Source organism: Simiaoa sunii, assembly GCF_014337175.1.
GTDB lineage: Bacteria > Bacillota > Clostridia > Lachnospirales > Lachnospiraceae > Acetatifactor > Acetatifactor intestinalis.
This window is the reverse complement of sequence record NZ_CP060633.1, coordinates 3,265,729-3,278,371: the sequence shown is the minus strand read 5'-3', so window position 1 is coordinate 3,278,371 and position 12,643 is coordinate 3,265,729. Positions and strand designations below refer to the sequence as shown.

10 protein-coding genes are annotated in these 12,643 nt (G+C 47.6%); 9 read left to right on the top strand and 1 reads right to left on the bottom strand.

What is annotated here, in order from left to right; genetic code table 11:
* Positions 1-2 precede the first annotated feature (2 nt).
* From H9Q77_RS15200 to H9Q77_RS15160, 9 genes are all read left to right on the top strand, one after another.
* Positions 3-1,757, top strand: coding sequence for an alpha-amylase family glycosyl hydrolase (locus H9Q77_RS15200; RefSeq protein ID WP_249326083.1), 1,755 nt, complete (start codon positions 3-5; stop codon positions 1,755-1,757).
* A 387-nt stretch (positions 1,758-2,144) separates the two neighbouring features.
* Positions 2,145-4,154, top strand: coding sequence for a methionine--tRNA ligase (metG, locus tag H9Q77_RS15195; protein WP_249326081.1), 2,010 nt, complete (start codon positions 2,145-2,147; stop codon positions 4,152-4,154).
* Positions 4,155-4,328: 174 nt separating this feature from the next.
* Positions 4,329-5,270, top strand: coding sequence for an alpha/beta fold hydrolase (locus tag H9Q77_RS15190; RefSeq protein WP_249326080.1), 942 nt, complete (start codon positions 4,329-4,331; stop codon positions 5,268-5,270).
* Between the two features lie 43 nt (positions 5,271-5,313).
* Positions 5,314-5,793, top strand: coding sequence for a GNAT family N-acetyltransferase (locus H9Q77_RS15185; RefSeq protein WP_249326078.1), 480 nt, complete (start codon positions 5,314-5,316; stop codon positions 5,791-5,793).
* 24 nt (positions 5,794-5,817) lie between these two features.
* Positions 5,818-6,528: a YesL family protein gene (locus H9Q77_RS15180; RefSeq protein ID WP_249326077.1), complete on the top strand. Its 711-nt coding sequence runs from the start codon at positions 5,818-5,820 to the stop codon at positions 6,526-6,528.
* Positions 6,529-6,598: 70 nt separating this feature from the next.
* Entirely contained in the window at positions 6,599-8,092 is a 1,494-nt protein-coding gene (locus tag H9Q77_RS15175) for a sensor domain-containing diguanylate cyclase (RefSeq protein ID WP_249326075.1), read from the top strand.
* A 234-nt stretch (positions 8,093-8,326) separates the two neighbouring features.
* Positions 8,327-9,439 (top strand): ABC transporter ATP-binding protein, encoded by a 1,113-nt coding sequence (locus tag H9Q77_RS15170; protein WP_022153948.1) that lies wholly within the window; start codon positions 8,327-8,329, stop codon positions 9,437-9,439.
* 241 nt (positions 9,440-9,680) lie between these two features.
* Complete coding sequence (locus tag H9Q77_RS15165; protein WP_118547820.1) at positions 9,681-10,769, top strand: PucR family transcriptional regulator; 1,089 nt, start codon at positions 9,681-9,683, stop codon at positions 10,767-10,769.
* Between the two features lie 52 nt (positions 10,770-10,821).
* Positions 10,822-11,679 (top strand): DUF6128 domain-containing protein, encoded by an 858-nt coding sequence (locus tag H9Q77_RS15160; protein WP_249326074.1) that lies wholly within the window; start codon positions 10,822-10,824, stop codon positions 11,677-11,679.
* Between the two features lie 5 nt (positions 11,680-11,684).
* Here H9Q77_RS15160 and H9Q77_RS15155 read toward each other — a convergent pair whose 3' ends face one another.
* Positions 11,685-12,635, bottom strand: a complete 951-nt coding sequence (locus tag H9Q77_RS15155) for a radical SAM protein (RefSeq protein ID WP_249326072.1) — start codon at positions 12,633-12,635, stop codon at positions 11,685-11,687.
* Between the last annotated feature and the right edge of the window lie 8 nt (positions 12,636-12,643).

The window sequence follows — 12,643 nt, the reverse complement described above, 5'->3', positions numbered from 1 at the left end:
AAATGATGAGCAGATGGAATAGAAAATTATGGGCATTGATACTTGCAGCAGGGATGACGGTATCTCTGGCTGCCTGCGGAGGAAGCCACCAGGCAGCAGGCGGTGCATCCGCGGGTACACAGGATGGGACTGCCGCCCAACAGAACCAGAGCACGGGCAGCAACACCGACAACGCCGGCAGTACTGTAACGTTAGCGCAGGATGCCCGGGCACTGCAGATCATAGACGACAACTACCGCACCTACTACGAGCTTTTTGTTTATTCCTTCTATGACAGTGACGGTGACGGCATCGGTGACCTGCAGGGAGTCCTGGACAAGCTGGACTACCTGAATGATGGTGACGATACGACGGATACGGACTTAGGGATCAACGGCATCTGGCTCATGCCGGTAATGCCCTCCACGACCTATCATAAATACGACACTACGGATTATGAGAATATTGATCCGCAGTACGGTACCCTGGATGATTTCCAAAAGCTGCTGACAGCCTGCCATGACCGTGGGATCCGTGTGATCCTGGATCTGGCGATGAACCATTCTTCCAGTAGGCATCCATGGTTTTTACAGGCAACGGAGTATCTGAAAAATCTGCCGGAGGGAGCTGAGCCTGACTCCTCAGAATGTCCTTATATAGATTATTACCATTTTTCAAGGGAAGCCCAGAGCGGATATGCGCAGGTAAATGGGGCAGACTGGTATTATGAAGCAAGATTTTGGGACGGCATGCCGGATCTGGATCTGCAGAACGAAGCGGTGCGCCGGGAATTCGAGCAGGTGGCGGACTTCTGGCTGGATATGGGCGTGGATGGGTTCCGCCTGGATGCGGTGAAGGAATACGTCACCGGCTCTGTGGAAGACAATGTCGAGATTTTAAGCTGGTTTGCCGATTATGTCCATGGCAAGGACCCGGAGAATTATCTGGTGTGTGAATGTTGGACAGATCAGAATACCTATGCACAATATTACGCGAGCGGCGTGGACAGCATGTTTGATTTTACCTTCGCTGACAAGTCCGGAATCATCGCAAATGTGGTAAACGGCAAGGCATCCGCGGCATCCTATGCAAAGAATCTGGAAGCGGAGCAGGCTATGTATGCGCAATACAATCCGGATTACATTAATGCCCCTTTTTACACGAATCATGATATGGGGCGGAGCACAGGCTACTATGCCGGGGAAAACAGTGAGGCACAGACGAAGCTTGGCAATGCCCTGAATCTGTTGTCCGGTGGAAGTGTCTTCCTCTACTATGGGGAGGAACTGGGAATGAAGGGCTCCGGCAAGGATGAGAATAAGCGGGCTCCCATGTACTGGAGCAAGGATGACAAAGCGGAAGGCATGTGCAAGGGACCTGCGGATATGGACAATTTTCAGATGAAATTCGACAGTCTGGAAGAACAACAGGAGGATCCGGATTCCATTTACAATTATGTAAAACAGGTGATCCGTATCCGGAACCAGAATCCCGCTATTGCCAGAGGCACCACCACTTATCTGGAGCAGTATTCCGGCGAGCAATGCTTTGCACTGACAAGAAGCTATGAAGACAGTACTTTATTACTGTTGGGCAATACTTCTGCGGAGCCTGCAAGTGTGGACCTGTCCGGACTTACCGTTGGTAACACCGCAGCAGAGGATCTGGTACTGCTTGGAGAACTTTATACCGGAGAGGAGATCGCCGAACGCGAAGGAACTGTGGTCACACTTCCGGCATATTCTGTTTTGATACTGGGGGAAAAAGAGGAGCTGTAATGAGCAGTAATGAGACAAAACTGCATTGACAGTCCGGATTTCCTGTGCTACTGTAAGAATACGCAAATGCAATGAGGAAGAGAGTATTTATCATAGAAGTTTTACAGAGAACATTCCGCAAGGCTGAGAGGAATGGAACGGACAGATAGAGAAGATGGCTTCTGAGCGGCGCACCGAACGGATACCGGAACAGAATAGGAACGGTAGAAGCAAGGCTGCGACAGGATCCGCCTGTTACAGCGGATAGGGTTACGGACCCGAAGAGGTCTGTGCTGTGAGGTACAGACGAAGAGAAGTGGTAACACGAGATAACGCTCGTCTTCTTGAAGAACTTCATGTTCTTTCAGGAGACGGGCTTTTATTTTTAAGAAAAGGAGAATCAGATTTATGGAAAGCAAAGGAAAATATTATCTTACAACGGCCATTGCCTATACGTCCGCCAAGCCCCATATCGGTAATAACTACGAGATCGTACTGGCTGACAGCATTGCACGTTTCAAGAGAAAAGAAGGTTATGATGTTTTCTTCCAGACCGGTACCGATGAGCACGGTCAGAAGATCGAACTGAAGGCAGAGGCAGCCGGTATCACACCCAAGGAGCATGTGGACAAGATCGCCGGTGTCATCCGCGGACTGTGTGATCTGTTAAACATTTCTTATGATAAGTTCATCCGTACTACTGATGAGGATCATGAGAAGCAGGTACAGAAGATTTTCAAGCGTCTCTACGATCAGGGAGATATTTACAAGGGAGCCTATGAGGGAATGTACTGTACTCCCTGTGAGTCTTTCTGGACGGAGTCCCAGCTGGTAGACGGCAAGTGCCCGGACTGCGGCGGTGTGGTAAAGCCTGCCAAGGAGGAGGCTTACTTCTTCCGTATGAGCAAGTATGCGGACAGACTGATCAAGCACATTAATGAGCATCCCGAGTTCATTCAGCCCGTATCCCGCAAGAACGAGATGATGAACAACTTCCTGCTTCCCGGCTTACAGGATCTGTGCGTATCCCGTACTTCCTTCACCTGGGGTATCCCTGTGACTTTCGATCCCAAGCATGTTATCTATGTATGGCTGGATGCGCTGACCAACTACATCACCGGTATCGGCTACGATGCAGACGGCAACAGCACCGAGCAGTACAAGAAGCTGTGGCCCGCAGACCTGCACCTGATCGGTAAGGATATCATCCGGTTCCATACCATCTACTGGCCTATTTTCCTGATGGCACTGGGCGAGCCTCTGCCGAAGCAGGTATTTGGACATCCCTGGCTTCTCATGGGCGGCGGCAAGATGAGCAAATCCAAAGGAAATGTGGTCTATGCGGATGACCTCGTAGATTATTTCGGCGTGGATGCGGTACGCTACTATGTACTGCACGAAATGCCTTTTGAAAACGATGGCAACCTGACCTGGGAGCTGGTGGCAGAGCGTACCAATTCCGATCTGGCCAACACCCTGGGCAACCTGGTGAACCGAACCATCTCCATGAGCAACAAATACTTTGGCGGTGTGGTAGAGAATAAAAACGCTCAGCTGACCGAGAATGATGCGGCAGTGGATGCGGATCTGAAGCAGACCGTGACCGGTACCTATGCAAAAGTTGTGGCAAAGATGGAAGAACTGCGTGTGGCAGATGCCCTGACCGAGATCTTCGGTATCTTCAAGCGCTGCAACAAATATATCGACGAGACGGAGCCCTGGGTACTGGCGAAGGACGAAGCCAAGGCAGACCGCCTGGCAACCGTACTGTATAATCTGGTGGAAGGTATCATCATCGGAGCTTCCCTGTTAGAGCCCTACATGCCCGAGACAGCTGAGAAAATTGCAAAACAGCTGAACACATCTCTGCGAGATTTTGACCAGCTGGAGCAGTTCGGTCTGTATGAGAGCGGCAGCAAAGTAACTGACCAGCCCGAAATCCTCTTTGCACGTCTGGATATGAAGGATGTAGCGAAAAAAGAGGCAGAGCTGGAAGAAGCCATGCTCAAGGCAGCAGCAGAGCATGAAGCACAAGAAGCCAATGCAGAAGCTGAAAAAGCAGAGCAGGAAGCCATTGATATCGAGCCCAAGGCAGAGATCGAATATGACGATTTCGCGAAAATGCAGTTCCAGGTAGGCGAGATCATCTCCTGTGAGGCAGTGCCTAAGTCCAAGAAGCTTCTGTGCAGCCAGGTGAAGATCGGCAGTCAGGTACGTCAGATCGTCTCCGGTATTAAGGCGCATTACAGCCCTGAGGAAATGGTAGGAAAAAAGGTTATGGTACTGGTGAACCTGAAGCCCGCGAAACTGGCAGGAGTATTGTCCGAGGGCATGATTCTGTGTGCAGAAGACGCCGAAGGCAACCTTGCTTTGGTAACACCTGAGAAAAATATGCCGGCAGGAGCAGAGATCTGCTAGAACAGTTCAACCATGAACAATGGGGATGTAATGGTTACTATTTTACAAAAAAAGCAATATAGGACTTAAAATTTTAGATAAAATGATATATAATGAATAGGACGCGGAAACATATGGCTGTAAATTGACATTTGTTTTATGCGTCCTATGATTTTCTGCAACCAAGGAGGTCTTATGATCAAGGAAGAATTCTACTTTGACTCCCGGGACGGTGAGAACCGTATCCATGCAGTGCGATATACACCCGATGACGGTAACGTAAGAGGCATCGTGCAAATCGTGCACGGAATGGCAGAATACGTGGAACGCTATGAGAATCTGGCAGAATTTCTGACGAAGAGAGGAATCCTTGTCACCGGTGAAGATCATCTGGGACATGGAAAATCTGTTTCAGAGGGTGGAACTTTCGGATACTTCTGCGAGCAGGATCCTGCGACGGTAGTAGTCCGGGATGTACATCGTCTGAAGAAGATCACGGAAGAACAATATCCGCAGGTGCCTTATATTATTCTGGGACACAGCATGGGATCTTTTATTGCCAGGAATTATCTGTGCCGTTACGGCAGCGGAATAGGTGGTGCGGTCATCGTAGGTACGGGAATGCAGCCGGCGGGGCTGATCTTTGCCTCAAAAGCCATGGCGGGAATACAGAAGCTGTTCTGCGGTTCGAAGCATGTCAGCCATTTTATTGATAAGGCTGCCTTCGGAGGCTATAACAAACGAATTGATTCTCCCAGAACTTCCAGTGACTGGCTCAGCCGGAATACGGAGAATGTGGACCGCTATATCGCAGACGAACTGTGCGGATTTACCTTTACCGTGAACGGTTTTCAGACTCTGTTTGAACTGATCCGCAGATTGCAGAAGCAGGAGAATCTGGAAAAGGTTCCCCAGAACCTGCCGATTCTTATGGTATCCGGAGCGGAAGACCCTGTGGGAGATTACGGTAAGGGTGTTCATAAGGCATGTGACTCTCTGAAGAGAGCCGGAGTGAAGAACATTACCGTGAAGCTATACGAGAATGACAGACATGAACTCCTGAATGAAGACGATGCAGAGACAGCGATGGAGGACATCTGGCAGTGGATCTGCAAGGAAATTCCCGGGATCGCCTGAGAACAGAGGCGTCCCTGATCCTGAATCGGAGAGACGGTGCAGTATGGCGGAGATGGCGAATGGCTACGAGATCAGATGGGCAGAGGACAAAGACTGGATCCCTGCCATGCATATGATCTGGAAGACTTTTTTGAAATATGAGGCGGTGGATTATACAGAGGAGGGAATCCGTAATTTTCATGAATTCATTACGGATGAACACCTCTATAAGTCGTTCCGGCAGGGGAGATATCAGATGATGGTGGCTTTGGATGGCGCCAGGATCATCGGGGCGGCTTCTGTGCGGAACTACAATCATTTGTCGCTTCTTTTCGTGGACGAAGAATATCATCACAGAGGTGTTGGGCGGAGTCTGATGGGAAGAATGTGCGAATATCTGAAAAAAGAGGCGGGGGAACGGTATATGTCGCTGAAGGCAGCTCCGTATGCCGTGGATTTCTATCGGAAGCTGGGATTTCATGCAGTGCATGAGGAGGAAGCTTTTTCGGGGATCCGTGTAACACCGATGGAGAAATTTTTATAAAACACAGAAAAGGATATGACGTAAATGAAGATTTTTGACCTGGACAGCCCGTTAATGAATGTACTCAATAAAATGGCAGACCTGATGTGGCTGAACATTCTGACTCTGATCTGCTGTATTCCCATTATTACTGCAGGAGCGGCATTTACCTCCATGCATTATGTGGCACTGAAGATCGTGCGCAATGAGGAAAGTTATATTACCAGAAGCTTTTTCAAATCATTTAAGACAAATTTCCGCCAGGCTACTCTGATCTGGCTGCTGATCCTGCTGATAGCAGCAGTACTGGGTGGAGATTATTACATTATTACCAAATCCGGAATACAGTTCAGCAGCGTGCTGGTGGTTCTGATCATGGCTGCTGCAGTGCTTGTGATCTGCACGACATTGTATGTATTCCCGGTACTTGCCAAATTCGACAATACGATCATGGGAACCATCAGAAATGCTTTTATTATGAGCATCCTGCAGCTGCCCAAGACAGTTGTGATGTTTGTGATGGCATTTTTTCCGCTGATCATATATCTGGTGTCTTTACGACTGATACCGATCATCTTTCTGTTTGGTTTTTCTCTGCCGGCATATGCATCCGCAATGTTATATAATAAGTTTTTCCAGAAACTGGAAGACCAGCTTCTGTCAGAACAGGAGCCGGCACCGGAAGTATCACCGGAAGAGGATGAAAGAGTATTTCATGATGAGATCGATGAAAGCATTAAGATAGAGGATAAGTAGCAAGGTCGCCTGCCGGGCCGGGGTCTGATGGCGGAGACTCTAAAGACAGCAGATAAGAGGTGTTCAGAGTATGCAGAAGAGAAAAATATGGGAAAATTTCCTCCAATGGGTCCTGCCATGTGTATTGTTAGTCATTGCACTGGTCCTGAGCATATATGACTTTAATAATAAGATGGATGCAGCAATACAGACAGTTGTGGACGATCAGGCGGAACAGATCGGACTTTATTATGCTGCTGGGGTAGAGGATAAACTGAAAGCGCTGGGAAATATCACGGATGCGGTTGCGTCGATCATGGCGAGCCGCCCGGACAGAAGTGATGCGTTTCTGAATGAGAAGCTGGATACACTGATGAAGGCCAGTGATGCATATATGGTTGCATACTGTGCATCCAACGGTACGGGCTTTCTGAATGACAGACGGCAGATCGATATGACAGAGCTGAATTACTATGACAGTATTCTTGGTGAATCACCGCATTATCTGTTTACCAGATCGGATGGAATCAACGGACAGATGGCTTTCATCTATGTATGTCCTATTACAAATCCCGGAAATGTGAACGGATACCTGCTCAGTTATATGGAGCCGGCAGAGATGTCAGATTTCTTTGAGAATTCCGTATACGGAGATAAGGCATTTTTCTCTCTGGTCAATCGCAATGGTACTATTATGGCAAGCTATGGTGCCACAGATCAGACCACTATTCTTAAAAACGATTTCTGGAATTCCTTAAAGGGGATAGCGGAGAGCCTTGGAAGCTGGACACTGTTTGACAGACAACAGCAGAAGGGCGACAATGGAATACTGCATGTCAATGAGAATGGCGTAGGTAAGATCCTCTGTCATTTTCCCATTGCGGACACAGACTGGAATCTGGTGGTAGGCATTGATGAATCCTATCTGTCCGGTATTCAGCAGTCCTTCCGTGGTCCTATTGTGGATCTGATCGTCAAGATCAGCATATCGATCGCAGCAGCCCTTATTGTGATCACGGTGATCAATGTACTGGTACGCATAAAGGCCTCGGAACACAGTAAAGTCCTGGAGGACAAGGCAGATACCGATCTGCTGACCGATTTGAACAACAAGATGGCCACAGAGCGTAAGATCCGTGAATATATGGAGCAATATCCGGATAAGCAGGGGGTATTGTTTGTTTTGGATGTAGATAATTTCAAGAAGATCAACGACACCATGGGACATGCCTTCGGAGATGAAGTGCTCCGGAACCTGGCAGTGCGCCTGCAGTCCATGTTCCGTGCAACGGATATTGTGGGCCGTACCGGTGGTGACGAGTTCATGGTATTTCTCAAGGACATCCGTGATATTACCATGATCGAACGGGAAGGGAAGAAGATCGAACAGTTTTTCCACCAGTTTGAAGTCGGAGAATATGTGAAGTATTCTGTTACGGCCAGCGTGGGAGCAGCAGTGTTCCCCGGAGACGGCAATACCTTTGAAAATCTGTACAAATCCGCGGATAATGCGTTATATGTGTCAAAAAGACATGGAAAAAATCAGCTTACGTTCTACAAAAAGCCGGAAAAAGAGACACAGTAGAGACCACCTTGTGGAAAATGTCCAAGAAATAGAAACAGATTTGTTCAATCTGACAAGCATTTTTAAAAAAAGAAAAGTTTATAAGCAATTCATACAATATGATTCAAAATCTTTGTGAAATAGTGGTATGGCACATTTTCGTGAATTTCGTTATACTGATTTCAGATTCAAACGAGACATATCGTTTCACAATGAGAGAAAGTAACATTGTAAATATGAAAGGAGTATTTTCAAATGGCAAGTTTATCTTTAAAGAATGTCTGCAAAGTATATCCTAACGGTTTTGAAGCTGTTAAGGATTTCAACCTTGAGATTGCAGATCAGGAGTTCATTATTTTCGTAGGTCCTTCCGGATGTGGTAAGTCCACCACTCTTCGTATGATCGCAGGTCTGGAAGATATCTCTTCCGGTGAACTGAAGATCGGTGACAGAGTAGTTAACGATGTAGAGCCTAAGGACAGAGATATCGCAATGGTATTCCAGAACTACGCTCTGTATCCTCATATGTCCGTATATGACAACATGGCATTTGGTCTGAAGCTGAGAAAAGTTCCCAAGGATCAGATTGACAAGATGGTTAAGGAAGCAGCTAAGATCCTGGATCTGACTCCGCTGCTTGATCGTAAGCCCAAGGCTCTGTCCGGTGGTCAGAGACAGCGTGTTGCTATGGGACGTGCAATCGTTCGTAACCCTAAGGTATTCCTGATGGATGAGCCTCTGTCCAACCTGGATGCTAAGCTGCGTGTACAGATGCGTATCGAGATCGCTAAGCTGCATCAGAGACTGGGCACCACCATCATCTACGTTACACATGATCAGACCGAGGCTATGACCCTTGGTACCAGAATCGTTGTTATGAAGGACGGCGTTATCCAGCAGGTAGATACTCCTCAGAACCTGTATGAGAAGCCTTGCAACCTGTTCGTAGCAGGATTCATGGGATCTCCGCAGATGAACTTCTTAGATGCTACTGTTAAGGTAGAAGGCGACATCGCTAACCTGGTAATCGCAGGCCACAGCATTCCTCTTCCTCCCGCTAAGTCCAAGAAGCTGATCGATGGCGGTTACGATGGAAAGGTTGTTACCTTCGGTATCCGTCCTGAGGATGTATATGATTCCGAGATGTACATCGAGACCTCTCCTCAGAGCGTATTTACCTCTACCATCAAGGTTTACGAGTTACTTGGTGCAGAAGTATATCTGTACTTCGATCTTGACGAGTTCCCTATGACCGCAAGAGTAGATTCTCGTACCACTGCAAGACCTGGCGATACCGTTAAGTTCGCTCTGGATGTTGAGAAGATCCACGTATTCGACAAAGAGACCGAGCAGGTTATTACCAACTAGTCTTAATCAGAAACTTCAAGACCCTGTCTGTGATTACAGACAGGGTCTTTTTTCAGCATTTTGCTTGCACCAAATGCACAAATCCTTTATACTAAACATATATAGTGATGCCAATCCCACGATATGCGAATAGAGGGGAAGGATTGTGGGACATAGATAAAAGGCGAGACTGCTTGCGGAGGGGCTTTTGGTTATGAGTAGAGCAAGCGGATATGAAATATTACAGAAAGGCGTGGACAATATGATTACAGGCCAGATTATACAGACAAGCATTGATGAATTGAAAGCAATCACAAAAGTTGACCTCGGAGTCTATGACCTGAACGGATCCGAAGTGGCATCTACCATGGAGAGAGATGACATTACGACCGATCTGATCACAGGCTTTGCAGCATCCCCTGCGGACAGTCAGGTGATCGGAGTGCATCATCTTCTGAAGATCCGTGATGAAGGTGAACTTTTATATGTGCTGGTTGCCCGCGGAATGACGGACGATGTGTATATGGTAGGCAAGATTGCCGTCAGCCAGATTCAGAATCTCGTCATTGCCTATAAAGAGCGTTTTGATCGGAACAACTTCTTCCAGAATCTGTTACTGGACAATTTGTTGTTGGTAGATATCTACAACAGAGCGAAGAAGCTTCATGTGGAAGTCAGCTGCCCCAGAGCGGTGTATCTGATCGAGACGAAGGATGAGAAGGACGGTATTGTATCGGAAGTGCTTAAGAGCATGTTCTCACCCCAGGCGGGCGATTATGTGACTGCTGTAGATGAATCCAGTCTGATCCTGATCAAGTCCGTAGAAAACACCACAACACCGGAGACACTGCATGAACTGGCAGAGACTATTGTGGCCATGATGAATGCGGAAGCATTGTTGGATGTAAAAGTTGCATACGGTACCGTGGTACAGGAACTGAAGGATGTCTCCAAGTCCTACAAGGAAGCTAAGATGGCACTGGATGTAGGCAAGATCTTCTATGCAGAGAAAAAAGTCATTGCCTATAGCACTTTGGGAATCGGACGACTGATCTATCAGCTTCCGGTGAATCTGTGCAAAATCTTCATCGAAGAGATCTTCGGAGACAATGTACCCTACGATCTGGACGAAGAGACATTGAATACATTGAACAAGTTCTTTGAGAACAATCTGAACGTGTCGGAGACTTCCAGACAACTGTTTGTACATCGTAACACTCTGGTGTATCGTATTGAGAAGATTCAGAAGAGCACCGGACTGGATCTGCGCAGCTTTGATGATGCATTGACTTTCAAGATCGCATTGATGGTCGTTAATTATATGAAATATCTGGACAACCAGGAATATTAAGGACAACCCCCTGCATAAAGATAGTTAGAATACTTTATGCGGGGGGATTTTTATGTCATATCGGAAACAGATCAGTTATTTGGAATTACAGGAAAATGGACAGCGGATCCGAAGTGCGGGATATGCGAGGCTGGAAAGCCTGGATAAAGAAGAAATTTTGACAGTGCAGCTGAATGGACAGGAAATCGTGTCCGGTAAGGGGATACCGCTGTATTTGCAATGGAAAAGCGGGGAACAGCAGCTGTGCGAAATGACGACAGATCAAGGAAGAGCTTTTTGTGAGAAAAGGATTCCATTGGAAAAAGAGAGGGAGCAGATACTTGGGATACGCATTCCGCTGGAAAGGAATTGTGCCATCGTAGGGAAATTCGAAGGAACCGGAGATACCAAAAAGAAATCTGTGCCAAAGCCGGAAAACGTGATGAAAAGCGAAGAACCGAAGCTGATAGAGAAGAAAGCAGAGGTAACAGTGGAAGCAGTCATTCCCATGGAGACAGGAAAACGGCAAGCACAAACGGTAAAGGAATCCGTTGCCGTTACGGAAAACACCCTGCATATGAAAGATACCAAATGGGAGCAGTTAAGCAGCATTTACCCACACATTCATCCCTTCCGGGATGCCAGGGAATTCTTGTCGGTAGGACCGGAAGACTTTGTAGTTCTGCGGGAACGCTGTTATCAGATGACTCATAACAGCTTTTTACTGCATGGATATTACAATTACAGACATTTGCTGTTGTTGCGGCAGGAAACAGCCGGGCAGGCAAAGTATTACATAGGAGTTCCGGGAAACTTTTACGAACGGGAGAAACAGGTCGCGAGAATGTTTGGCTTTGAGAGCTTTGAAGGAGCCAGAGAACCGGCATGGGAAGGAGACTTCGGATATTATATGATCTCGGTGGAACTGTGAGAGGATCACAGTCCCCTTTCATCGAATTCCGGAATAAAGCTTTCACTGGCGGCCGTTCCTTCCTGACGAAAACCTCGTTCGATGCCGATCCGCTCTGCAAATCGCAATACCCGGTCGTATTCTTCCGGTGTCACGGTACGATTCAGCGCCTCAATGTCCGCTACCTGTGGCAGAGGTGTATACTGATTCATAATGCTGATATAAATATGATCTCCATAGGTCTCATGGAGATAGCGCAGGATTTTTTTGGAATCCTTTGTCTGTCCGGGCAGAAGCAGATGGCGGACGATCATCCCGTGCTGCATTAATCCGGTATCTTCATCGATGACAGGATCCCCCACCTGGCGATACATTTCCGAAATGGCTGCACAGGCAGTTTCAAAATAATTCGGAGCATGGGAATACGCAGTGGAAAGCTCCGGGGAAAAATATTTCAGATCCGGAAGATAAATATCCACCAGCCCTTCCAGATGGCGCAGTGCCTCCGGAGATTCATAGCTGCCGGTATTGTATACAATAGGAAGATGCAGCCCCTGCTGTTTTGCCTGCTCCAGTGCAATAACGATCTGCGGCAGAAAATGAGTCGGGGTGACGAGGTTGATATTATTGGCCCCCTGTTCCTGCAATTGCAGAAAGATTTCCGCCAGATGCTCCGGAGCAATGACTCGTCCGGCCTTACCCAAAGCAATATTATGATTCTGACAAAAGACACATCTGAGATTACAGCCGGAGAAAAAGACAGTTCCGGAGCCGGAAGTACCGGAAATACAGGGCTCTTCCCAATAATGCAGGGAAGCTCTCGCTGCCATGAGTTCAGCGGTCTGCCCGCAGTACCCGGTCTGACCGGCGAGACGGTTCACATGGCAGGCACGTGGGCAAAGCACACAGTCGGACATGATGTCACGGAACCAGGTATCGACGCTATTATTTGAAAAAATGGTAGTCTCTACAGCCATATCTGTAC

Bases quoted from the DNA above. Each gene is read 5' to 3' on its own strand.
- H9Q77_RS15155 (WP_249326072.1), bottom strand. From the start codon at position 12,635: ATGGCTGTAGAGACTACCATTTTTTCAAATAATAGCGTCGATACCTGG.
- metG (WP_249326081.1), top strand. From the start codon at position 2,145: ATGGAAAGCAAAGGAAAATATTATCTTACAACGGCCATTGCCTATACG.
- H9Q77_RS15190 (WP_249326080.1), top strand. From the start codon at position 4,329: ATGATCAAGGAAGAATTCTACTTTGACTCCCGGGACGGTGAGAACCGT.
- H9Q77_RS15200 (WP_249326083.1), top strand. From the start codon at position 3: ATGATGAGCAGATGGAATAGAAAATTATGGGCATTGATACTTGCAGCA.
- H9Q77_RS15165 (WP_118547820.1), top strand. From the start codon at position 9,681: ATGATTACAGGCCAGATTATACAGACAAGCATTGATGAATTGAAAGCA.
- H9Q77_RS15185 (WP_249326078.1), top strand. From the start codon at position 5,314: ATGGCGGAGATGGCGAATGGCTACGAGATCAGATGGGCAGAGGACAAA.
- H9Q77_RS15160 (WP_249326074.1), top strand. From the start codon at position 10,822: ATGTCATATCGGAAACAGATCAGTTATTTGGAATTACAGGAAAATGGA.
- H9Q77_RS15175 (WP_249326075.1), top strand. From the start codon at position 6,599: ATGCAGAAGAGAAAAATATGGGAAAATTTCCTCCAATGGGTCCTGCCA.
- H9Q77_RS15170 (WP_022153948.1), top strand. From the start codon at position 8,327: ATGGCAAGTTTATCTTTAAAGAATGTCTGCAAAGTATATCCTAACGGT.
- H9Q77_RS15180 (WP_249326077.1), top strand. From the start codon at position 5,818: ATGAAGATTTTTGACCTGGACAGCCCGTTAATGAATGTACTCAATAAA.